Below are 23,362 nucleotides of genomic sequence, written 5' to 3' on the forward strand. Positions count from 1 at the left end.
GGGATGATCTATCTTCGAATCATCCCGCTCCAAGTCTTTGTCTTGAGCATGATCTTATCCAAAAGCCGGTGTTCGCTTTTGGGATCATGCTCTACCAGAGCCGCACGGCCGCGGTCGCGCTCTAGACATGTCCGGTCAGCAGCCCGGAAAGGAGCCCCAGGAGCGAGCATGTCGCCAGCACCTGCAGCGTGCCGATCTTGAACCGGAACACCGCGACAAGCGCCGCGGCCGTCAGTATCAGCGAAGCCACGTTCAAGCTCGACAGCACCGGAACCTCGAGTAAGATGCCAAACGCACGCACCTCGCGCAGCTCGCCGAACAGCACGTGAAGGGCGAACCACACCGCTAGATTCAGGATCACGCCGACAACGGCGGCCGTGATGGTGGACAGGGCGGCCGAGAGCGCCTTGTTGTTGCGCAGGGTCTCGACATAGGGGGCGCCGAGGAAAATCCACAGGAAGCACGGTGTGAAGGTCACCCACGTCGTCAGCAGCCCACCGAGCGTGCCGGCGAGAAGGGGATCGAGGTTGCCCGGCGCACGAAACGCCCCGAGGAAGCCGACGAACTGCGTGACCATGATCAGCGGGCCGGGCGTCGTTTCGGCCATGCCGAGCCCATCCAGCATCTCACCCGGCCTGAGCCAGCCGTAGGTCTCCACCGCCTGCTGCGCGACATAAGCAAGGACAGCGTAGGCGCCGCCGAAGGTGACGACCGCCATCTTGGAGAAGAACACGGCAATGTCGCTGAAGACATTGCCTGTCCCCAACAGCACCACCAGGGCGAGCACGGGGACGAGCCACAGGGCCAGGAATGCGGCGGCAATCTTGAGCGACCAGCCGAGAGGGGGGCGCGCATGCGCCGGGATGCCCTCGCCGAGGGCCGTGTCTACATCGGCAACATGCTTGCCGTCGACTTGCCCATGCCCGCTCGCTGCCAGGAACGGCTTCAACCCGGCACGTCCGCCGACGTAGCCGATGGCGGCGGCGCACAGGACGATCACCGGAAACGGCACCTGGAAGAAGAAGATCGCCACGAACGCGGCAGCCGCCAGCGCCACCATGACGTTGTTCCTGAGCGCCCGCTTGCCGACGCGGGTCACGGCCTCGAGCACGATGGCGAGGACGGCGGCCTTCAGGCCGAAGAAGAGCGCCTGGACAGCGCCGACGTTGCCGAAGATCGCATAGATCCAGCTCAGCGCCATGATGGCGATAGCGCCCGGCAACACGAACAAGATGCCGGCGACGAGCCCGCCTTTGGTCTTGTGCAACAGCCAGCCGATGTAGATGGCCAGCTGCTGGGCCTCGGGCCCGGGCAGGAGCATGCAGTAGTTGAGCGCGTGCAGGAAGCGGGTCTCGCCGATCCAGCGGCGCTCCTCGACGAGCTCCTTGTGCATCAGTGCGATCTGGCCGGCCGGCCCGCCGAAGCTGAGCAGGCCGATCCTTGCCCAAACCTTCGTGGCTTCGGCGAGTGTCGGAGCGGCCGGCGGGCTGGCGGGCGCGGCATCCGTGCTTGCGCTGATCGACATGGCGGCCTCCATCACGCCGGCTTCCGATCGGAGGGCCAATTGTGCGTCTCCTCGGTCGCGTCGCGGCACCAGCGATAGAAGGCGTCGTAGAGCAGCATGCCGGCATCGAGCTGCTCGAGGTCGTCGCGGAACATGCGGGAGAGACCGAGCGAGACGGCGAGGAAGCCGGCCGCCTGCGGCACGAGATCGAGCCGCGCCGTATCGGCGGCGCGCACGATGGTCGCCAAACGAACGAGCGCGCCGGACGCAAGGCCGAACTCATCGACCATGGTGTCGAAAGTGCAGCGCTCGCCACGGTGGCTCCAGAACACGCCGTCGATGTCGAACGGCGTCGCGTCGAAGCGCTCCGCCACCGCCGTCACGTCGGCGGCGGCCACGAACAGGAACACCGCATCCGGATCGACAAAGCGGCGGATCAGCCATGGGCAGGCGATACGGTCGACCTTGGGCCTCGCGCGGGTAACCCATACGGTGCGCCCGGCCGCATCCCGCCGCGGCAGCTTGTCGGTCTTCAGCAGCGCGCCACCGGCGGCGCGCCAAGCCTCGAAGCCCCCCTCCAGGGTCTCGGCTTCGATCCCCTCGACGCGCAGCCAGGCGGCGACGCCTTGGCTGAGCTCGCGCCCCGTCCGGCAGACGACGACCGCGCGGCGGTCGGCGAGCTCCGGCGCCCAGCTCGCGACCGACTGGGCGTCACGACGGTGCGCCGTCGGCAGCAGCCGCGGGTCCGCGTCGAAGTCGTCCGGCGAGCGGACATCAATGATCGTCGGCGTTGTCGGCAGGCCGACAAGGCGGGCGAGCTGCGCGTGCGTAATTTCCGTATTCGACGGCATGAGCGTCCATCCCTGTTGCGGGACATGGACGCGATCTTTGGGCTGCCGCCTCACGGGGTAATCGCGAGTAACCCCTTGACCCCAATCTATCCGAAAGGGCGCCTCGGCCACAAGCCCGCAAGGTCGATGGTTGCGACATCCGAGCGGAGCACCGCCCGGCAGATCAGCAGGCAGGGCGCCCGAACGGGATCACAACTGGGTGGCCGGCGCCCGGACAGCGCCGCCGACCCCTCGTCGTGATACGGACAGCACTGGCGAGCGCCCGAACAGGCGCCGATCACCGCTCGGCTGAGAGCCGACGTGTGAGGCGCCGGCGAGAGCTGCAATTGTGTGCAGCTCTCGCGGCAAACCCCAGACCCCTGAGACCTGCGCCAGTATTCTGGCGTCGTCCCTAGATTGAATCCAAATTGCCGGGAATGGCAACTCCGCCAAGTGCTCCAGTCCGCCTGCCGTGCACCTTTGGGCCGGCGCGTTGCGCGATCGCCACATCACGAGCGGCGGAACTTGAAGGCGGCCAACGTCTTTCGGCGAATCCGGCACGCCGCTGCATGGCGATCGGGTGGAATCACCGCGATCGCCAAAGAAATGCTCCAGATTTCAAGATCTGGAGCATGTCTATCCGATCAGACGACCTCGTCTGATCGGGACCTGCTCTGGTCGACCATACGGCGCGGCGTCGCCAGGATCTTGTCGATTCGGCGACCGTCGAGATCGACGACCTCGAACTGCCAGCCATGGATATCCACGCACTCGCCGGTCTGTGGCAGGTGCCGGAGCTCGCTGATCACCAGCCCGGCCACCGTCTCGTAGCTGCGCTTGACCGGCAGGCTGATTCTGAGCTGCTCAGCCATTTCGTCCGCCGGCATCCAGCCGGCGAGCAGGTAGGAGCCGTCCGGCCGCGCCACGATCTCGGGCTCCTCCTGCCCTTCGTCGGAGCGGAACGCACCGGCGATCGCGTCCAGGATGTCCGCCGGCGTGGCAATCCCCTCGAAGTGACCGTACTCGTCGTGGACGAGCGCCACCGGCACCTCCGCGCCCTGCAACGTCTTCAGCGCATCCAGGGCATCGAGGCTGTCGGGAACCACCGGCGCGGGACGCACGTGGGCACGAATGCTCGGCGTCTCCCCCTTGAGCAGGGCCGGCAGCAGCTCGCGCACCTGCAGCACGCCGATCATGTGGTCGGGGTCCCCCTCACAGGCCGGCAGGCGGGAGTGCTGGGTCGCGATCAGTTGCGCTCTGAGCTCGGCTTCGTCGTCGGTCAGATCGAGCCAATCGACGTCGGTGCGCGGCGTCATCACGGCGCGGATCGGCCGGTCGCCGAGGCGCAGCACGCCGGAGATCATCTTTCGCTCGTCCACTTCGATGACACCGGCGGTCTCGGCCTCCGCCATCAGCGTGCGGATTTCCTCGTCGGTGATCGCGGACGCGGGCTCCGTGGAGGTCCCGAGGAGCCGAAAGATCAGCCGCGTCGACGCATCGAGAAGCCAGACCAGAGGGGCGCCGATGCGTGAGACCATCGACATGAGCGGCGCCACGAGGCAGGCGATGCCCTCCGCATTGCGTAGCGCCAGGTTCTTGGGAACGAGCTCGCCGACGACCACCGACAGATAGGTGATCGCGCCGATGACCACGCCATAGCCGATCGGCTCCGCCATGTTCGGCGAAACACCGTATCCGATCACGATGTCGGTCAGCCGCTGACCGAGGGCGGCGCCGGAGAAGGCGCCGGCCAGGATACCGATCAGCGTGATGCCGATCTGCACCGTGGACAGGAAGCGGCCGGGGTCTTCGGCCAGCGCCAGGGCGGCGGCGGCGCCTGACCTGCCGCTGTCGGCAAGGGCCTTGAGGCGCACCTTGCGCGCAGAGACGATGGCGAGCTCGGACAGGGAAAAGACGCCGTTCAGGGCGATGAGAAACACGGCGATCGCGAGATCCAGCAAAGCTGACCAGGCCAGCCTCTTCGCGACTGAGCCCCCTCCAGAGAACAACGACCAAGACTAGATAGCGGCGACCAGGGAAAGGTCAAGAGGACCCGCTCCTGAGGGAGATATCGACGTCCGGCGCGGCAACTTGAGCTTCAACACGGAGTGCAAGCCCAATCGGCCGACCAAATACACCGCCGTAGATCGGATCAGCCGATGATCATCAACATTCCATCATTTCGCCGATGGTAATGAAAATGATCGAACAGGCAATGAATATAAGCCGCCTTAAACTTTTCGCCGGCCGCTTCGCGTGCTTCCCCTCGTGCGGCACGGCTCGGCCGCCGACGAGGCATGCGCTCTACCAGCACACCGCCGTGTTGACGCGACGCTTCAGCTTGCACTCGCCGCCGTTTGTCAGATTGGCAATGACCCCACGGCAGGACGTGAAGGCCATGACCTCCAGGGGGCGTCCGGTCTGGTAGCCTTCCCGGCGACAGGCGAGCGTCGCCATGGCTCGGCAACTGACCGGACTGCCCTCCTCCAGGACACAGGCCCCCTGCTTCGCCGGCGCCTTGACCACACGAATGGTCAGCCGGCCCGAGGCGTCCCGCCCGGGCGTCGGATCCTCGGACTTGTCGTCATCAAACAGGAGATCGAGTCCCGGCCGACGCTCGAGGACATCGGTCGCCTTGTCCCAAAGATCGGCCCACCAATCGAAGACTTGCGACGCACGCGCCGGGCTGCTGAAAGCGACCGTCAGGCAGACGACGACCACGGCACTCGCGAAATGGGCTGTCATCCTCTCCTCGTTCACCACCGCAATTTGGCGGTGCGGCGCGGGCGCGGTCAAGCCGCTCTTCGGCATCGCGGCCGTCGGCCGCGGCCGCGGCGCGGCCTGATCGCACCAGGAGAAATTACCGCGCCCCTGGAGCAAGTCCCGATCAGATGGACTGATCTGATCGGGTGGACATGCTCCAAGTCTTTGAATCTGGGGCACTTCTCTCTGCTCAGCTGGTTCCGCCCGAGCAGCAAGCGCTCTAGCCGCGGCCACCCAAAGCGAAGGCGAGGCCGGAGTATGCCGGTATGTCGCAGGCCGGAGATGCCGGCAGGCGGAGCGAATTTTCGAGTGCGATCCATTCGTCCTTGAGCCGATGCCCCGCATCCGGATGCCTATTCCGCACGGCCCTTGCGGGCTCCTGCCATCATGTGCAACGGGTGCCGCGGCTCACATCCGTCGGGGGCGCACGATGCTCGTCCGGGACCACCGCTGGCAGGTTCGATCGGTGCCGCTGCCGCGCGACAGCGCCCTCACGCCGCTGTACGACGGCGCCGACCTCGTCGACGCCTTCGCTATCCGCCTGCCGCCCGCGGCCACCTCCGATATCGACAGCTTGGCAAGAGCCGTGCTCAGTCACCCGCCGGGCTGGGTTCGCGGCCTGCTCGGCGTGCGCGACGCGGTGATGGGTACGGTCGGGGTCAAGACCTCGCGCCAGATCCGCCAGCACGCCCGCCGGCAAGGCACGGAGCGGATCGATTTCTTTCCGGTGCTCGCGCGGCTGGACGACGAACTGATCGTCGGCGAGGACGACCGGCACCTCGACTTTCGCGCCTCGGTGCTGCGGCGCCCCGAGCGCGGCGAGACGCCGGCCGAGCTGGTCGCTATCACCGTCGTCCATTGTCACAACCAGCTGGGCCGCATCTACCTGGCCGCCATCCGGCCGTTTCACGTGCTCATCGTCCGCTCGAACCTGCAGCGCGCGTCCGTCCGCGGCTGGCCGGCCAAGTAGGTGGCGGTGGTGCCGGAGGCGATGGCGCCCAGCCGCCGTTGCGCGCGGGCCGAGGCCAAAGCTTGCCGGTTCAGATCAATTGCCCTTGGCGACATGGATCTCGCGGTGGAATCGCGCGGAATCGTCGTCATGGGACGAAACGATCTGGCGCATCAAGGCGGGGACCGTGGCCGAGCACCACGCCGCGAGGGCTGCCGCCTGAGCGCCAGCATCGCCGGCGCTCATCTTCGCCAGCTCACGAGCGATGTCTGAACGGGCGACGCCTGCCGCCTCTCGAAGCACGCGGATCGCCTCCGCCTCGCTCAGCCCCGCGATGACCTCGCCCTTGATGTGGGCGATATAGCTCCGAAAATCTCCGCTATTCGGCTCGACTTCGGCGAGAAGGGTGGGATCCAGTGCATTGCAGACCATGACCCCCTGTTCCGCGGTGAACGGCCCGTAGAGCGTTCTCGCAAGAGACGACAGATTTCTGCCGGATGCGTCGGTCGCGGTGGCGCCAAGCGCCACCATTAGGACGAGGCCGACCACCGCGCCGAGGTGAATCCGTCGCAAACTACGGCCTCCGATCGAGCGGGCTTCGTGTCCCGCCGTGCGTTCTGGATGTCTCCTCGGAGCAGTGAACATAGCTGTCGTGGAGCGGATCGAGGCCCCGCCCCGAGTGCACCGGCGAGCCCGGCAGCTTTCGGATCCGATGGGGGTGATGGGGGCCGTCGATGCACACCCCGCGCTCTGTCCTGATCAGCGGCCCCTCGGACGTCATGACGAAGACGATGTCGGGCTGGCCACCGGCGGCGTCAGGATCTGCCAGCTGCGCAAGTAAGAGAAGAGCCTTTGCTATGGTCATCTGTTCACCGGGCTAGAGTGGTGTTCGCGTCGAACGGAATACATCCCACGATCAGTGGGTTAGGGAGGTCATGGTGGAAGCGGCAGCCTTATTGTGCAGACCGTTCCGATGGGTTCTGCGTCAGGCTGGCCGCAGCGGGTATCAGGGAGGCCGCGACGGCCCGCCCGGCCCAGCCGCCGCTGTGCTCCGGCGCGGCGGGCGGATGCCGGGAACGCGACCGTCGCGCCCCCGAAAAGCGGCTGTAGAGAGCGGGCAAGACGAGCAGCGTCAGCAGCGTCGCGCTGATGAGACCACCGACGACGACGGTGGCGAGTGGCTTCTGCACCTCCGCGCCGGTTCCGGTCGCCAGGGCCATGGGAACGAAGCCGAGCGATGCGACGAGTGCCGTCATCGCAACCGGCCGCAGTCGGGTCAGCGCCCCCTGGAAGACCGCTCTGTCGACGGGGAGTCCCTCTTCTTCGAGATGCTTGATGCTGGTCAGCATCACCAGGCCATTGAGCACAGCGACACCCGACAGGGCGATGAAGCCGACCGCAGCCGACACCGAGAACGGCATGTCGCGGAGCCACAGCGCCAGGATGCCGCCGGTCAGGGCGAGCGGAATGGCGCTGAACACCAGAAGGGCGTCGCGCGCCGACCCGAGCGCGCCGAGCAGAAGCAGGAAGATCAGCGCGAAACAGGCGGGCACGACGATCATGAGTCGTTGCCGGGCCGCAGCCAGATTCTCGAACTGGCCGCCCCAGGTGATGACGTAGCCCGGCGGCAGCTTCACCTGCGCGGAGATCTTCGCCTGTGCCTCCGCGACCAGCGAGCCGATGTCCCGCCCGCGCGCGTTGGCCGTGACGACGACACGGCGGCGACCGTTTTCACGGCTGATCTGGTTCGGCCCTTCCGTCAGGCGAAACGAGGCGACCTGCTGCAAGGGAACGATGGTGTTGCTGCCGTTGCCGGATACCGGGACCGGCAAGTTCTTCAGCGCGTCGAAGTTCTCGCGGATCGCGTCCGGCAAGCGGACGACGATCTGGAAGCGCCGGTCGCCTTCGAACACCAGGCCCGCCTGCCGCCCGCCGATGGCGGTCCCGATGACGTCCTGGACCGCCGCCAGAGTCAGGCCGCGCCGGGCGATTTCGCCCTTGTCGATCTTGATGTCGAGCACCGGCAAGCCCGCCGCCTCCTCGACCTTGACGTCCGCGGCGCCCGCCGTGCCGCGGAGGATCGCCGCGATCTGGTTGGCCGCCGCCACCATCGGCTCGAACTCCTCGCCGAACACCTTGATGGCGATGTCGTCGCGCACGCCGGCAATGAGCTCGTTGAAGCGCATCTGGATCGGCTGGGAAAAGCCGAGGGCGTTGCCCGGCAGCTTCCGCGCTTTCGCTTCGATCTGCGCGATCAGCTCCTGCTTGGACAGCGACGGGTCCGGCCACTCGTCCTGCGGCTTGAGGATGACATAGGCGTCGGAGGCGTTGGGCGGCATCGGATCGGCCGCGATATCCGGCGTGCCCGTTCGCGAGAAGACGAACGCGACCTGCGGGAACGTGCTGACGACGCGCTCGATGTCCAGCTGCATCGCCTGCGATTGCGTCAGCGACGAGCTCGGAATGCGCCGGGCCTCCATGACGATGTTCTTCTCGTCGAGGGTCGGCGTGAACTCCTGCCCGAGCTGCAGGAACAGCCATGCGGCCCCGCCGAACAGCACGAGGCCCACGGCGATCACGGGCAGCGGGGCGCGAATGACGCGGCCGAGCGCAGGGGCGTAGACCGCCCGCATGCTCCGGACCAAGACGTTGTCCTTCTCCTGAACCTTCCCGGTGATACAGATTGCGGTGAGCGCAGGAACGAAGGTGATGGAGAGCAGGAAGGCGGACAACAGTGCGATGATGACGGTGAGCGCCATAGGCTCGAACATCTTGCCCTCCACACCGGTGAAGGTGAGCAGAGGGACGTAGACGAGCATGATGATCGCCTGTCCGTAGACCGAGGGCTTGATCATCTCCTCCGCTGACGAGACGATCGTTTCGAGCCGTTCGTCGGTCGACAGGACGCGCCCCAACGCATGCTGCCGCTCCGCCAGGTGCCGCAGGCTGTTCTCGGCGATGATCACGGCGCCATCGACGATCAGGCCGAAGTCCAGCGCGCCAAGGCTCATGAGGTTGGCGCTGATCCGTCCGCCCAGCATCCCCGTCGCGGTCAGCAGCATGGCGACCGGGATGACCAGGGCTGTGACGAGGGCGGCGCGGACATTGCCGAGCATCAGGAAGAGGACGAGAACGACGAGGACCGCCCCCTCCGTCAGATTCTTCGCCACGGTCTTGACCGTGGCATCGACGAGCTGGATCCGGTTCAGGACGGTCTTGGCCTGGATATCGGGAGGCAGCAGCTTGTTGATCTGCTGGAGCTTCTCGTCGGCTGCCGCCGCGACGGTGCGGCTGTTGCCGCCGATGAGCATCAGAGCCGTGCCGAGAACGACCTCCTGTCCGTTCTCGCTCGCGCTGCCGGTTCTCAGCTCCTTGCCGATCGCGACATGCGCCACGTCCTTCACCCGAAGGGGAATGCCGTTGCGCGTGGCCACCACGACGTCGCCGATCTCTTCGATCGTGCCGATGCGGCCGTCCGACCGGACAATGACGCCCTCGCCATTGTGCTCGACGAACCCCGCGCCGCGACTGGTGTTGTTGGCCTGCACCGCGTCGATGATGTCACCGAGCGACACCCCCAGCCCGATCAGCTTCGCCGGGTCGGGCTGGATCTGATATTGCTTGACGTAGCCGCCGATCGCGTCGGCCCCGGCGATCCCGGGGACCGACTTCATCTGCGGGCGGATGATCCAGTCCTGGACGGTTCGAAGATAAACCGTTTGCTGGAAATCATCGCTCAGGCGCTGCCCTTCGGGCGTCAGATAGCTGCCGTCGCTCTGCCAGCCGGGTTGTCCGTCCCTTGCCGCCGAGCGGCTCCGCGGCTTGTATTCCACGGCCCACCAGTAGACCTCGCCCAGCCCTGTCGAAATAGGCCCGAGCTTGACCTCCGAATCCGGCGGCAGGCTCTGTTTTGCCTCCACCAGCCGTTCGCTGATCTGCTGCCGTGCGAAGTAGACATCCGTCTTGTCGCTGAAGACAGCCGTGATCTGCGCAAAGCCGTTGCGCGAGAACGAGCGCGTGGACTCGAGCCCCGGCGTGCCGGCCAGAATCGTCTCGATGGGAAAGGTGACCTGCTTCTCGATCTCGAGCGGCGACAATGCCGGGGCGATGCCGTTGATCTGGACCTGATTGTTCGTGATGTCGGGCACGGCATCAACGGGCAACCGTGTCAGCGACCAGACGCCGAGCGCCGCGGCAACGACGGTGAAGAGCACCACGACCCAGCGCTGGTGCACCGAGACGGCAAGGATGCGCGCAATCATGGCTCAATCCTCGGCGCTCGCTTTGCCGTTCTCTGCTTTGAGAACGAACGTATTGCTGATGGCGATCTGCTCGCCCGGCCGCAGCCCGGACACAACTTCGCGTCCTGCTGCGTCGCGGCCACCGGTGACGATCGCGCGCACCTCGAAGCCGTCCGGGGTCCGGACGAAGACGGCTGGCGATCCATCGACGGTCTGGATCGCTGAATGCGGCACGAGCAGCCGCACGGCATGCTCCTCGATATTGATCTCGGCGGTGACGAAGGATCCGGGCCGCCAGGCAAGATCTTTGTTGTCGAGAGCGGTGATGACCCGTGCGGAGCGCGTCGTGTTGTCGAGCAGAGGGCTGACGAAGACGATCCGGCCCGTTGCGATCTTGTCGCTCGTGCCTCCCTTCACCGCGACAGGCTGGCCCTCCTTGACCTCACCCAGACTGCCGGCCGGGACCGCAAGCTCCACCCAAACGGTCGACAGGTCGGCGACGACGAACAGCTCGTTCTCGTTCTTGTCGCCACCGACGGGCGCGCCCAGGTCAACGCGGCGCTCGACGATCTTTCCGGCGATCGGCGACCTGATCTCCTTGAGCCGTAGCGTCGAGATCGGTTGCTTGGCCAAATTTTCCGTCTCGCGCTCGTCAACATCGAGAGCCGCAAGCTTCTGCCGGGCCACGTCGAGCCGGAGTTGAGCTTCAATATAGGTGGTGCGCGCGCGCAGATACTGCTGCTCGGCCGAGATGCCTTTGTCGCGCAGCGCCTTGTCGCGTTCGAAGAGCGTCTTTTGGAGATCGAAATTCACTTGCGCGGCGAGATAGTCGCTCTTGGCATCGGCGACTTCGCGGCTCTCGAGGACGGCGAGGATCTCGCCTTTTGAGACCGGATCGCCCACACGCTTGCGCATCTCCGAGACGATCCCGACGACCTTGGAGGCGACGCGCGCGATGCTGTCGGCATTCGGGATGATCGTGCCCGGGACAGCCACCGACCGCACCAATGTGCCGCCTCGCGCAGAAGCCACGTCGATCTTGGCACCTGCAATCTGCTCGGCCGAGAGGACGATGGCATGCCTCCCGTCGCTCTCGGTGGCCTGCGCACGCGCTGGCGGCGCGTCGCCGGCGCCCAGCGGAGCCTGATCGGCCGCTCGAGCTGAGGGAGCCCCGGGAACACCCGCGGGCCCGTTGCCTTTCGGCATGGCCGGCGGCGCCGCCAGGCTTTCGGCCGACTGTGCGCCTCCCGCCCCACCGGGCAAGATTGGCGCACACATGCTGAGGAAGACGCCGCCGGCGACAGCCAGGGCGATGGCAGAAACTCGAATGAACATCTCTCGCCGATCCGCGAAACGTCACTGACTGACGAACGGCGTCGTGCCGTTCGCCGTGCGGGCGCTCATGCGCGGCGCCGGGCGCAGCGGACCGCTGCTCCCGTCGCCGGGGCCTGAGCCGGAGCCGTGACTAGGCGCGGGGGGTCTGGGAAGCGGCGACAAGGCGAGCCCCAACACGGCGGGGTCGCTCACGAACCCAAAGCGGGTTGCAACCGCAGCTCTCGGGAGATGAACATCCGAGGCGGTACAAGGCTGGGGATAGGCCGGGCAGTGGGCGCCGTGGCTGACGAACGCGTGACCGTGCTCTTCGCTCGAAGATACGTCCTGGTCGTCGATCACGAGCGCCAGGGCTGGACCCGCATCGTCGGCCGAACCTTCGTGGACGTGAGCCAGCAACAACGGGCTCGAGAAACTGACGAGCATCAGCAAGGCGACGACGGTCGCGACGATGCGGCGCCAACCGGCGGCGCGCTCGACTGTCCCCATCTCGTGCTGTGCTCTCGGTGCGTCCACGAAGCAGCCCCTGATGCTGGGAAAAGATAGCAGGCCTCCCTCCCCCATGCTAGCGGCGCGGGCGCGTCGGCGTTGCCGCAGTCGGTGCAGCCGACCGTTAGAGAGGCGCCCGACGGGACGTAGCGGAGTGGCGGGGCGACGCTCGAAAGCCCCTCCGAGAAAACCAAGGCTCCCAGCAAATATTTGACCGAGCCTACCAGCTTTCGGCTCTTGTAGAAACCAATAGAGCGCTCTGATCAGACGTCAACACCAGCTGAAATGGCACTGACTCAAGTACTCTGGTATTCATCCCCTGTTTTCATGGCCTCATCTCCTCGTCCTCCGCTCGAACCAGCGGCCCGCGGCTGGCCGGACAGGTCGACGGCGGTGGCCGCCACGTCGCCGCGGCGGCCACTTCGACATCACGGATTTATGGAGAACTCCGCACCGGCTAGATCAGCGCCAGTGGTGATGGTGCCGCCCCTGGTGATAGCGATGATGGCGATAGTGATGGCGATGCCCGTAGGCCCTGCGGTGATGATAGTGGCGGTTGTGGTGATAGCGCCCACCATACTGGACCTGCTGAACCAGCGTGTCCTGGCCTTGGATGGCCCCGCCGGCGGGGCTGAGCGGCGCGGCTCGCGCCGTGCCCATGCTCACCGCCGACAGCAGTGCGACAGCCCCTATCATCGACATAAGCTTCATAAGGTACTCCTTCTTCCCGGCGGAGCGCGGTTCACATGGATCGACGACCGCGATCCGCATCAGGAAATGCGAGCACGCGGCAGCGCTCCCGGGGCGAGGGCAACTCGGACAGGGCCGTCATGGTTCCGACGCCGGTCACACCGTCCGGGCGCCAGGCCGCCTTGTGTGGAAGCCGCCACGGGGTTCGCCTGAGCCGCGCCGCAGCGGTGAAATAGATAATGATCTCAGCCATCTGGATGATATCACGCCGGGCCGCCGGCGGTCCCCTTGTGCCATTTGAACCACTCGTTGCCCTTGCCCTTGTCGCGCGGGTCGAAGGGCTCGCCGCCCCATCGCTCCCGGAACCGGGCCGCGTCGGCAGCATCGGAAAAGCAGAAGACGGTGTAGTCGCAGTCGGCGTGCCGGACCGAATGGGTCCGCGGCGCAATCGACAATGGGCGGCAGAACGCCACGATCTCCGGATGGCGCGCCGCCACCGGCACCGACGGCAACGCCACCTGATGCGGCCAGTCCCGCGCCAGCTGAAGTGATCCGCATGCGGCGTTGCCCTGTCCCATGACGAACAAGAACAAATAGAGAACAAAGAGTCAAGAGATTCAGGTGACCAGCGCCTGGCCTGTTGATGGCTGCGCGACCGCAACGGGCCATCCTCGGACAAAGCGGCGGGGGCGTCCGGTCGGCAAAGGTCGACGCCGCGTGAACCGCCCGTCGGCATCAATCGGCGTGCTACGTTAATGCAGCGTTAAGAACGGTTCTCCGTCCACCGGCCTTCGCCGGCTCGCTTGAGCCGTGCGGCACTCGCTAGGCCGCCCCTTCCGGCGCAAAATCCTCGCCGAGAAAGCCGGTCACGGCGGCGAAGAGCTGGAGGCGGTTGGCTTCCATCAGCAACGAATGAGTGCCCTCGGCGATCTCGATCCAGCGGCGATAGGGCGCGCCGGTGAGCAAAGCGAAGTAGGCCCGCGCCATGTCGAGCGGCAGGTCCTGGTCCCACTCGCCGTGCACCACCAGCACCGGGCAGGCGATGCGGCCCGGATCATAGATGGGGATGCCGACGCCCCAGAAGTCGCGGCTGTCCTGCACGGTGCCGTTGGGCGCGCGCACCATCGGCGGATCCTGCGCCGCGCCCCACGGGTCCGTGGCGAGCGTCGCGGCCGCCCATGCCTCGAACCAGCCGGCCGGCAGCACCGCCGCCTGTTTGTCCGCCGGCACGCCGCGCAGCCAGCGCGCCCGGGCATCGGCCATGTTGACCGTCCGATAGGCGCCGAGCGGGCCACCCTGGTCCGACAGGCTCGGCGTCGTGCGCAGCCATTGCGGGGCCAGCAGCACCAGCTTGGCGACGACGTCGGGGTGGGCCGCCGTGAAGGCGCCCATCAGCGTCGTCCCCCACGACCAGCCGAGCAGATTGAGCCGGTCCAGGCCACGGACGGCGCGGATGTGATCGACGGCGGCGCCGACGTCCCGCACCGCCGTCTCGGTCCGCACGACGGGCGCGTTCGCCGCGGCGGGAGCGTCCATCTCCGGCGGCCGCGTCGAGCGACCGTAGCCGCGCACGTCGACCAGCCACACGTCGAACCCTTCGGCGGCCACCGCCTCCATCATCGACAGCCCGGCAAGCCTGAGGTCGAAGGCCGTCTCCGCCGGATAGGTCGAGCCGTGCACCATCAGCAGCGTCCGCCCCGGTGCAAAACGGGTCAGCCCGGCCGGACGCTTGTTGCGGACGAAGAGCTCGATCCCGGCGGTGTCGCTCGCGATCATGGCGTCGGTGGTGACGAGCTCCGCCGCAGCGATGCGGGCGACGAGCGCCACGCGGGCGGCCGACGGTTGCGTCATGCCGGTCTCCGTCACGGCTTCAGCAGGGGGCAGCGGCTGGCGGACAGGGGGCCGTAGGCCTCCTCCCCCGCCACCTTGCGGCGCACGACGAGATCGTCCCAGGGGTATTTCGATTCCGCCGGTGCCTTGACCTGGAACAGGTACATATCGTGCACCATCAGCCCGTCCGGCCGCAGCGTGCCGTTGCTGGTGAAGAGGTCGTTCACCGGAGTCGCCTTCATCCGGGCCATGACCACGCCGGCCTCGTCGGTGCCGAGCGCGTCGATCGCCTTCAGGTAGTGCGTCGCCGCCGAGTACGCCGCTGCGTGCGCCATGTTGGGCATCTTGTTCATCTTGGCGAGGAAGCGTCGACCGAAATCGCGCGCCGCCTGGCTCTGGTCCCAGTAGAAGCCCTCGGTGAGGTACATGCCCTGGGCGGACGGCAGCCCGATGGCGTCGACGTCATTGATCACCATGGCGAGGCCGAGCAGGCTCTGGCGGCCGGTCAGGCCGAACTCGGCCGCCTGCTTCACCGCATTCACCGTGTCGGCCGCCGCATTGGCCAGCACCACCACCTGGGCGCCGGAGGCCTGCGCCTGCAGCAGGTAGGAGGCGAAATCGGTGGTGTTCACCGGGTGGCGCACGGCGCCGACGACCTTGCCGCCGGCCGCCTCGATCACCGCCGTGGCGTCGCGCTCGGTCGAATGGCCGAAGGCGTAGTCGGCGGTGATGAAGAACCAGGTATCGCGCCCCTCGGCGATCAGGGCGCGCGCCGCGGTGTTGGCGGTGGCGTAGCTGTTGTAGGTCCATTGCGCGCTGGTCGCGGTGCAATCCTCGCCGGTGATGCGGGTCGAGCCGGAGCCGAGCACGACGGTGATGCGGTTCTTCTCCCGGGCGACCTTCATCACCGCCAGTGCCACCGAGCTGTTGACCAGGTCGAACACCGCATCGACGCCGTCGCGGTCGAACCACTCGCGTGCCCGCCCGGAGCCGATGTCCGGCTTGTTCTGATGGTCGGCGAAGACGACCTCGACGGGCTTGCCGCGGACCTTGCCGCCGTAGTCGTCGACCGCCATGCGCGCCGCCTCCACCGAGCCTTCGCCGGTGTTCTGCGAGAACGGGCCGCTCATGTCGGTCAGCACGCCGATGCGCACCACGCCGTCCGAGATGCCGGCCTCGCCGGCCGGCGCCGGACAAGGGACGAGCGTCGCCGCGCCGACGAGCGCGGCCTGCATGAGCTTCAGCATCGGGTGCCTTTCAGGTTGGCGGCCTTAGCAGCGCAGGAACGCCGCTCTCAGGTGAACTCCCAGGTGAAGCGCTCGCCCCGGCGGTTGACGCGGCCCACATGCGTGCCCGGGAAATGGGCGGGGAACAGCGTTGCCCGGCACGAGGCGCAGTGATCGAGCAGCCAGCGGCGCGAGGCCCGCGCCGCCGCGGCATCGGCGCAGAAGCGGCTGTTCCACTCCGGCCGGTAGACCTGGATCGGCTGGTGCATGATGTCGCCGCTGAACACCGCCTCCTCGCCACGGGAGAGGAGCCGCACCGCCACGTGGCCGGGGCTGTGGCCGGGCGTCGGCTCCAGCAGCAGCCCGCCCCCCACCTCGGCCGCGCCGTCGACCGCCTCGGCGAGACCGGCCGCGACCACCGGCAGCACGCTGTCCTCATAGACGCCGGCATGCACGCCCTCGCTGCCGGCGCCCGCTGCCCAATGCTCCTGCTCGGCCTTGGAGAAGACGTAGCGGGCGTTGGGAAAGGTCGGGACCCAGCGGCCGTTGTCGAGCCGGGTGTTCCAGCCGACATGGTCGACGTGCAGGTGCGTGCACAGCACGTAGTCCACCGCCTCGGGCGCCACGCCGGCGGCCGCGAGCCGCGTCAGGAACGGCTGATCCTGCTGGTGGAAGCGCGGCACCGCCGGGCGATGCTTGTGGTTGCCGGCGCAGGTATCGATGACGATGGTGTGGCGGGCGGTGCGCAGCACCCAGGAGTGAACGCTGGCGATGAACCGCCCCGCCGTTTCGTCGTAGCAGCCGGGCACCATCCAGGCGCGGTGCTCGTCGACCACGGCGGGGTCCCAATCGGGAAACAGCAGGTCGGGCGCGAAGCCCGGGCCGAAGCTCTCCTCGACGCGAGTCACGGTGACGTCGCCGATGGTGCGGGTGATTGCGGTGACCATGCGCCTCTCCAGCGGCTGTGCCGTGCCCATGAGCGCCGTGCCCATGAGCGCGGCCGCGTCTTGCCGACGCTGCTTGAGCCGGCGCCGGGAGCAGCTAAGCTCGGCCCGAACCATCGATCAAATCGAACTGGCTAATGACCTACATCGACCATTTCAATCTACGCTCGTTCGACCTCAACCTGCTGCTCGCCTTCGACGCGCTGATGCAGGAGCGCAGCGTCACCCGCGCTGCCGCCCGGCTGAAGGTGCGGCAGCCGGCCATGAGCCATTCCCTGTCGACGTTGCGGGTGCTGCTGCAGGACGAGCTGCTGGTCCGCTCGGGGCAGCGCATGGAGCCGACGCCGCGCGCCCTGGCGCTGGCCTCATCGGTCCGCCGGACGCTCGAGCAGGCGCAGGAGGCACTGCTGGCACGCGACAGCTTCGATGCGGCGCGCGAGGATCGCACGGTCCGCATCGGCGTCTCCGAGCATCTGGAGGCGCTGCTGTTGCCGCCGCTCATCGGCACGATCCGCACCGCCGCACCGGGCATCCGGGTGCTCGCACGCAACGCCGACCGGCTGCACGCGATGAGCATGCTGGACGATGGCACGATCGATCTCGCCGTCGGCTGCTTCGAGCCGGCGGCCTCCTGGCACCGCGCCGAGGTGATGTTCGAGGAGACCCACCTCGCCTGTTTCAACCCGGCGCTGCTGCCGTTCGCCCTGCCCTTGCGCCTCGCCGACTACGTGGCGTCGGCGCACGCGCTGGTATCGCTGAAGGACAGCCTCAACGGCTGCCTGGAGGAAGCGCTGGTGCGCGCCGGCATCGAGCTCGACGTGGTCGCCGCTTCGCCCCACATCCTGACGCTCGCCGGCATGGCGGCGGCGGCGCCGGTCGTCGCGACGCTGCCGGCGCGCATCGCCCGGCGCTACGCCGCGCAGTTCGGCCTCGCCACCAGCGAGCTGCCGTTCCCGCTGGAGCGCTTTCCCATGGCCGTGCTCTGGCATGCCCGCATCGACCGCGATCCGGCGACGGCCTGGCTCAAGGACCGCATCCGGGCCTGCTTCGCCGAGGAGACGCCCGTGCCGGGCGCCGGCCTCCAGTGATCACTCGATACGCACCCGCGCCTTCGGCAACGGCTGGCCCGGCACGTCCACCCGGCAACGGAACACCGACCCGCAGGCCTGGCTCGGGCCGCCGTTCGAGCCGGTGACGACGTAGAGGTCGCGCAGGTCGTCGCCGCCGAAGCAGAGGCTGGTCACCATCGGCAGCGGCACGGGCAGGTCGGCCCGGTGGGTACCGTCGGGATTGTAGGCGACGACGCGTCCGCCGTGGGCATCGGCCACCCACACCGAGCCGTCGTTCGCCACCTTCAGCCCATCCGGCGTGCCTCCGGGCGCCAGGGAGGCGAAGACGCGCCACGGCCCGACGCTGCCGTCGGGATTGACGTCGTAGACCCGCACGTGCGCCGAACCAGCATCCGAGTGGTAGAGGCGGCGCCCGTCCGGTGAGAAGCCCAGGCCGTTCGTCAGCATCACCCCGTCGGAAATCGAGCGCGTCGTGCCGTCGAGGTCGATCACGTGCAGCAGCCCCGGCTTGGGCGTGTCACCACCGAAGACGCGGAAGGCGAGCGAGCCCACGTAGACACGGCCGGCGGCGTCCGTCGTCAGATCGTTGAATCCGGTCGCTCCAGGGATGGCCTCGGTCGTGAGCAGCGGCGTCGCCGGCTCGCCGCCGAAGCCGACGTGGGCGATGTCACGGCCGCCGACGATGAGCCCGCCCTCGGCGTGAAGGGCCATGCCGCCGACACCGCGCCGCTTCGGCACGGCGACCGACACCTGGTCGGAACGATCCAGCAGATGGATGCCCCCGTTCAGCACGTCGCTGAAGTAGAGCCCGTGGGCGGGGTCCCAGACCGGGCCCTCCACCAGCGTGAATCCGGTCGCCACCTGCTGCATGGGTACCCTCCCCGTTTAGCCCGGCGCGCTGTCGGCGCCCTTCACAAGCTCCTCGGCCGCCGTCAGGAGCGCCGTCTCAGCACGAAGCCGGCCGCCTCCCGGTCCCAGGTGGCCGCCGTGACGCCGCTCGCGCGCAGCTCCTGCTTGCGGATCTTCTCCGTCGGCGTCTTGGGCAGCTCGCCGAGGAATTCCACATAGCGCGGGACCATGAAGTCGGGCATGCGCGGCAGCAGGAAGTCCAGCAATTCGTCGGGGCGAACCGTCATGCCGGGCTTGCAGACGACGCAGGCCTTGATGTCGTCCTCCGACAGCTCGCTCGGCACCGCGACGACGGCGCATTCGAGCACCGCCGGATGCTCGAGGATCTCGCGCTCGACCTCGAAGGACGACACGTTCTCGCCGCGCCGCCGCATGGCGTCCTTGGCCCGGTCGACGAACTGGTACTGGCCCGACGGAAGCCTGCGCATCACGTCGCCGGTGTGGAACCACAGGTTCCGCCAGGCGGCCACGGTCGCCTCCGGCATGCCGTGGTAGCCGTCCATGAGGCACCATGGCTCTCGCGACCGGATCACCAGCTCGCCGGCACGCCCTTCCGGCACCTCCGCGTCGGTCTCGTCGACGAGCCGCGCCTCGAAGTCGGAGCGGAGCCAGCCGACGGCGCCCGGCACCGCGTGGCCGGGCGGCGCCCGCATGATCGTCGAGCCCTCGGTGGAGCCGAAGCCGGTGCCGATCGCCTCCATGCCGAAGCGGCTGCGGAACGCTTCGACCTCCGGCATGACCGGGATCATCAGGATGCGCTTCAGCGAGTGGTCCCTGTCGTCGGGCGCCGGCGGCTGGCGATAGAGGATATTGGCCATGGCGCCGAGCAGCATGGTCCAGGTGCAGCCGTAGCGGCGCACCTCGTCCCAGAAGCTGGAGGCGCTGAAGCGCGGCAGGACGACGGCCGCCGCGCCCGCGATCAGCGCATTGTACACGCCCTGCCATTGGCCGCCGACGTGGAACAGCGGCAGCAGCACGAGCGTCGTGTCGGCTGGCCCCGCGGCGCCGAACAGGCTGGGGGCCGCATAGCCGTAGGCGTGGGCATGGGTGACCCGCACGCCCTTCGACAGCCCGGTCGTTCCCGACGTGTACATGATGCCGATGAGGTCGGAGGGCGCAAGCTCGGCCGGCTCCGCCGGCGGCCCGTCCCGGAGATCGGCGAAGCGGACGGTGCGCAGTCGCGCCGGCAGCGAAAGCGGGCCCACCTCGCCGCGGACGACGACGAGCGCGAGCGTGTCGAGCTGCTCGGCGATGGCGGCGATGCGCTCCAGGTAGTGCGCCTCGACGACGAGGACCTTGGCCCCGCAATTGTTGACCACATGGGCGAGGATCGAGCCCCGGTAGGCGGTGTTGACGGGCACCTCGACCCGGGCGGTGAGGCTCAGGGCGAGCCAGCTGCCGACGTAGTCGAGGTGGTTGTCCAGCATCAGCAGCACCGGCTCCTGCCGGCCGACGCCCAGGCGGTCGAAGCCGCCGCCGAGCGCCAGCGCCTCCTGGTAGAGCGCCGCATAGCTCAGCGCCCGCTCGGGATCGCGCACCGCCGGCTTGTCGGGGTGCCGTGCCGCCGCCCCCCTCAGCACCGCGGCCACGTTGCGCTCGCCGAGCGGCGGCAGCGCGACGGGCGGATTGTCTGCCGGCTCGCGACTCATTGGCGCCTTCCCCTCAGAACCCCGGAGCCCGCTCGCGCAGGGCCCCCATGGCACGCGGGCCGCGCCCGGACGCCCCCGAGAGCAAGGCGCGTCGCGACAGCTCGCCGTTCCCGCCGGCGTTTTTCCGTCCCATCGTCGCGCTCCCTGCCCGTGCTCGCGGAGTTCATCTCCGTCCCTGCCACGGCGTTGTAGGACGATTTCGCCGAACGAGCCAGGCGAGACGCACGACAGGCCGCACGTGACGCCCGACGCAAGTCATATCCCGTCAACCAACTTTCCTTACCCAACGTAAACCTGAACACCGCCAAGATGACATGTTGGCAAGGGGAGGCTTTGCATGATCGAGCTGACGCCATGGCTCGCATCGCTTGGATTCCTGCTCTCGGCTGGACTGGCGATGCTCAAGGTGTGGGAGGCATTCATCAGGGATCGGCTGCGGCTCGTCGCGGACGCGTCGCTGACCATCCTCGAAAACGAGCCTGACGAAATCACCGTGATGAACCTGAGCCCGTTTCCGATCTACGTCTCGCACTACACGGTGGCGTGGCGGTCGCCCTGGCCGGTCCTGGCGGAGCCGTCGATCGACCAGACGCCGTTCGCGGGGCCGATGGATTTCAAGATCGACGGCCGCGGCAAGATCAGGCTGGAGTTCCGCGAAGGCGACAAGCTGCGATGGGGCCAGTTCATCGGCAGCCGCAAGCTGTACCTGACGCTTCACATCTATGGCCATCGGTGGCCAAAGGTCGTCCTCGCGCACGAGGGCTATGACACGTTCGCCGAGCGTCTGGCGAAGGCCTGGAGCCTGTTCCGCAAGAAGCGGCTGCTCGCCGACCGCGAAGCGCCGTCGGCGACCTCAGCCAGCAGCGCGGGCGGAGGCGCCTGGTAGCCAGGCGCGCTCCCCGATGGGCGGCCCGAGCCTGCCGCCATCGGCCAGGCTGGGACCGGCCTTCAGGCCTTTGCGGCGCGGCGCTTGCGCATCAGTTCCTCAAGCTCCGGATCGGGGCCCGGCGGCAGCATGATTTCCACGGTCACGATCAGGTCGCCGGGGCCGTCCTTGGCCGGCAGGCCCTTGCCGCGCAGCCGCAGGCTGCGGCCGCTGTTGGTCGTCGGCGGGATGGTCATCTCGACCTCGCCGTCGAGCGTCGGCACGCGCACCTTGCCGCCGAGCACGGCATCCTCCAGGGCCACCGGCAGCCTGGCCCGCAGCACCTTGCCGTCGACGGTGAAGTGCTCGTGCGGCGCGATGCGGATGGTGAGGTGGGCATCGCCGTGCTCGCCCCCGAAGGGGCTCGGCTCGCCGAGCCCCTTCAGCCGCATGACCTTGCCGTCGGTCACGCCGACCGGGACCGTCATCTCCACCTCACGGCCGTTCGGCAGCACCAGGCGGCGATGACCGCCCTGGACCGCTTCCTTCAGGCTGATCGTGATCTCGGCCTCCACGTCGGCGCCTCGTGGGGCTGCCCGCGTGCGCCGCCCGGTACGGGTGCCGCCTCCCGCGTCGCCGAACACGTCGCCGAAGATGTCCGCCGGATCGACCCGCGCGCCGCGGCCGAAGTTGAACGCGAACCCTTCGAAGCCGCCGGCGCCAGCCCCCCCGCCGCCGCCCGGCCGAAATCCCTCGAAGCCCTGGAAGCGCGGCTTGCCCTCCGCGTCGATCTCGCCACGGTCGAACTGGCCACGCTTCTCCGTGTCGCCGATGACCTCATAGGCCGCGTTGATCTCGGCGAAGCGCTCCTTCGCCTTGGGATCCTTGTTCGTGTCCGGGTGCCAGGTCTTGGCCTGCTTGCGGAAGGCCTTCTTCACCTCGTCGCTGCTCGCTTGCCGCGAGACGCCAAGCACCTCGTAAGGGTCACGCATTGTCGAAAGGCTCCTCATTCCGCCGGGGCGAACGGCGGCCGGATGCATATGGGCGATCTGTTGCGTTTCTGCAACGCTCCGTCCCACCCGATTCCGCGGCTGTCCGATCTATGTGTAGGCGAAAAATCGGCGATGTGCGCGCCATTCCCGGCAGCGCAAGGCCGGGCGCTCTTACCACAGATATCCCTATTCAGCCCTTCGGCGCCGATCCTCGACCCGACAACCACCATCAACTGCTTGGACCGGTCCAATAGAACATGCAGTCGCCCGTGAATTTGGGCGCCTTATCAAACATAGTCGCGTAGACGGGCTTTCCCGCATAGATCTTCTGGCCGGAAAGCATTTGATCGGCGTGCGCTGCGGCATGGCACCACCCGCGGCCTGACGCCTTGCCTGCACCGCCTCGATGATGGTGGCTGCGGGAACTGGGGCGCGAGCGCGTCGTGAGCCATGCATCGCGCCAGGTCAGGGCGACCGGACGCGCGCTCCCGCGTCCGGGCCGCGCAGGCGGCGCATCAAGCGAAAGCACGGCGAGCGCCGGTCGAGCCGCGTTGACGCTGTTCAAGCCTTGCGCGGCTTCACCGACTTGAGCGTCCACTCCTCGGCCGAAATGCGGCAGGCGACGCCTTCCAGGGCGTCATCGTCGCCACCGCCGGCGAGCTCGGCCTGGAAGGCACGACAGACCTGGTCGGCCTTGACGTAAGGGGCGCCCGCGGGCGTGAACGAACCGGAAAGACCGGTGGCCGGGTTGTCCCAGACGGCCCGCGAGCCGTTGCCGACCGGGTCGAGCGCCACCGCCAGAGAGCTCTTGGCCCGGCGCCAATCCTCGGCCGTCAGCCGCGGCGACAGCGGCGACGGGTCCACCGCAGGCTTGATCGAGCCGGTCGGCATATCGTCGCTGGCCAGCGGCATGATGGGGAACGACAGGGCGCAACCGCCGGTGAGGCCGGCGACCAGCACGCAGGCCAGCACCGACGCGGCGCGTCTTGCCCCTTCGCGCGCGGCGCAGGACGATCTATATCTCTGCCGCCGCGCGACAAGCTGCACTCGCGTGGTCTCCGTCTCCATCCGACGACAGG

20 protein-coding genes are annotated in these 23,362 nt (G+C 68.0%); 3 read left to right on the forward strand and 17 right to left on the reverse strand.

The genetic code is table 11. From position 1 onward, the window contains the following. Positions 1–121: 121 nt before the first annotated feature. The 4 genes from chrA to ACZ5PO_RS35120 all read right to left on the reverse strand — a co-directional run bounded on the left by chrA (position 122) and on the right by ACZ5PO_RS35120 (position 5,130). Entirely contained in the window at positions 122–1,525 is a 1,404-nt protein-coding gene (gene chrA / locus ACZ5PO_RS35105; RefSeq protein WP_464187355.1) for a chromate efflux transporter, read from the reverse strand. Positions 1,526–1,536: 11 nt separating this feature from the next. Further along, positions 1,537–2,355: a chromate resistance protein ChrB domain-containing protein gene (locus ACZ5PO_RS35110; protein ID WP_464187356.1), complete on the reverse strand. Its 819-nt coding sequence runs from the start codon at positions 2,353–2,355 to the stop codon at positions 1,537–1,539. Positions 2,356–2,978: 623 nt separating this feature from the next. After that, positions 2,979–4,295, reverse strand: a complete 1,317-nt coding sequence (locus tag ACZ5PO_RS35115) for a hemolysin family protein (RefSeq protein WP_464187357.1) — start codon at positions 4,293–4,295, stop codon at positions 2,979–2,981. 343 nt (positions 4,296–4,638) lie between these two features. After that, on the reverse strand, positions 4,639–5,130 hold the full coding sequence (locus tag ACZ5PO_RS35120) for a hypothetical protein (protein ID WP_464187358.1): 492 nt from the start codon (positions 5,128–5,130) through the stop codon (positions 4,639–4,641). Between the two features lie 397 nt (positions 5,131–5,527). Between ACZ5PO_RS35120 and ACZ5PO_RS35125 the strand changes: the two genes are divergently transcribed. Next, a complete protein-coding gene (locus ACZ5PO_RS35125) occupies positions 5,528–6,067 on the forward strand; it encodes a DUF2867 domain-containing protein (protein WP_464187359.1) in 540 nt (179 codons plus the stop codon). 75 nt (positions 6,068–6,142) lie between these two features. On the opposite strand, the gene ACZ5PO_RS35130 is transcribed toward ACZ5PO_RS35125, so the two are convergent. The 9 genes from ACZ5PO_RS35130 to ACZ5PO_RS35170 form a co-directional block, all read right to left on the reverse strand. Next, positions 6,143–6,595 (reverse strand): hypothetical protein, encoded by a 453-nt coding sequence (locus ACZ5PO_RS35130; RefSeq protein WP_464187360.1) that lies wholly within the window; start codon positions 6,593–6,595, stop codon positions 6,143–6,145. Between the two features lie 404 nt (positions 6,596–6,999). Beyond that, the gene (locus tag ACZ5PO_RS35135) at positions 7,000–10,308 is read right to left on the reverse strand and encodes an efflux RND transporter permease subunit (protein ID WP_464187361.1); all 3,309 of its coding nucleotides are present in this window, start codon (positions 10,306–10,308) and stop codon (positions 7,000–7,002) included. A 3-nt stretch (positions 10,309–10,311) separates the two neighbouring features. Next, on the reverse strand, positions 10,312–11,622 hold the full coding sequence (locus tag ACZ5PO_RS35140) for an efflux RND transporter periplasmic adaptor subunit (protein WP_464187363.1): 1,311 nt from the start codon (positions 11,620–11,622) through the stop codon (positions 10,312–10,314). A 21-nt stretch (positions 11,623–11,643) separates the two neighbouring features. Further along, positions 11,644–12,108 carry a hypothetical protein gene (locus tag ACZ5PO_RS35145; RefSeq protein WP_464187364.1) on the reverse strand — a complete coding sequence of 155 codons (465 nt, stop codon included), beginning with the start codon at positions 12,106–12,108 and terminating at the stop codon, positions 11,644–11,646. 462 nt (positions 12,109–12,570) lie between these two features. Continuing rightward, entirely contained in the window at positions 12,571–12,819 is a 249-nt protein-coding gene (locus ACZ5PO_RS35150) for a hypothetical protein (RefSeq protein ID WP_464187365.1), read from the reverse strand. A gap of 242 nt (positions 12,820–13,061) precedes the next feature. Further along, positions 13,062–13,391: a hypothetical protein gene (locus ACZ5PO_RS35155; protein ID WP_464187366.1), complete on the reverse strand. Its 330-nt coding sequence runs from the start codon at positions 13,389–13,391 to the stop codon at positions 13,062–13,064. Positions 13,392–13,620: 229 nt separating this feature from the next. Then, positions 13,621–14,649: an alpha/beta hydrolase gene (locus ACZ5PO_RS35160; protein WP_464187367.1), complete on the reverse strand. Its 1,029-nt coding sequence runs from the start codon at positions 14,647–14,649 to the stop codon at positions 13,621–13,623. An 11-nt stretch (positions 14,650–14,660) separates the two neighbouring features. Then, positions 14,661–15,875, reverse strand: coding sequence for an ABC transporter substrate-binding protein (locus tag ACZ5PO_RS35165; protein ID WP_464187368.1), 1,215 nt, complete (start codon positions 15,873–15,875; stop codon positions 14,661–14,663). 47 nt (positions 15,876–15,922) lie between these two features. Then, positions 15,923–16,801 carry an MBL fold metallo-hydrolase gene (locus ACZ5PO_RS35170; protein WP_464187369.1) on the reverse strand — a complete coding sequence of 293 codons (879 nt, stop codon included), beginning with the start codon at positions 16,799–16,801 and terminating at the stop codon, positions 15,923–15,925. Between the two features lie 134 nt (positions 16,802–16,935). Between ACZ5PO_RS35170 and ACZ5PO_RS35175 the strand changes: the two genes are divergently transcribed. Further along, on the forward strand, positions 16,936–17,886 hold the full coding sequence (locus tag ACZ5PO_RS35175; RefSeq protein ID WP_464187370.1) for a LysR family transcriptional regulator: 951 nt from the start codon (positions 16,936–16,938) through the stop codon (positions 17,884–17,886). Here the strand turns inward: ACZ5PO_RS35175 and ACZ5PO_RS35180 are convergent, their stop codons facing one another. Then, positions 17,887–18,738, reverse strand: coding sequence for an SMP-30/gluconolactonase/LRE family protein (locus ACZ5PO_RS35180; RefSeq protein ID WP_464187371.1), 852 nt, complete (start codon positions 18,736–18,738; stop codon positions 17,887–17,889). Between the two features lie 62 nt (positions 18,739–18,800). Further along, entirely contained in the window at positions 18,801–20,426 is a 1,626-nt protein-coding gene (locus ACZ5PO_RS35185) for an AMP-binding protein (protein WP_464187372.1), read from the reverse strand. Positions 20,427–20,763: 337 nt separating this feature from the next. On the opposite strand from ACZ5PO_RS35185, the gene ACZ5PO_RS35190 reads away from it, so the two are divergent. Next, on the forward strand, positions 20,764–21,312 hold the full coding sequence (locus tag ACZ5PO_RS35190; protein ID WP_464187373.1) for a hypothetical protein: 549 nt from the start codon (positions 20,764–20,766) through the stop codon (positions 21,310–21,312). A gap of 62 nt (positions 21,313–21,374) precedes the next feature. On the opposite strand, the gene ACZ5PO_RS35195 is transcribed toward ACZ5PO_RS35190, so the two are convergent. Beyond that, positions 21,375–22,283: a DnaJ C-terminal domain-containing protein gene (locus ACZ5PO_RS35195; protein WP_464187374.1), complete on the reverse strand. Its 909-nt coding sequence runs from the start codon at positions 22,281–22,283 to the stop codon at positions 21,375–21,377. A 561-nt stretch (positions 22,284–22,844) separates the two neighbouring features. Then, entirely contained in the window at positions 22,845–23,330 is a 486-nt protein-coding gene (locus ACZ5PO_RS35200) for an RT0821/Lpp0805 family surface protein (RefSeq protein ID WP_464187375.1), read from the reverse strand. Positions 23,331–23,362: the final 32 nt, after the last annotated feature.

The sequence above is a fragment of the Chelatococcus sp. KU-N122 genome (assembly GCF_055391085.1).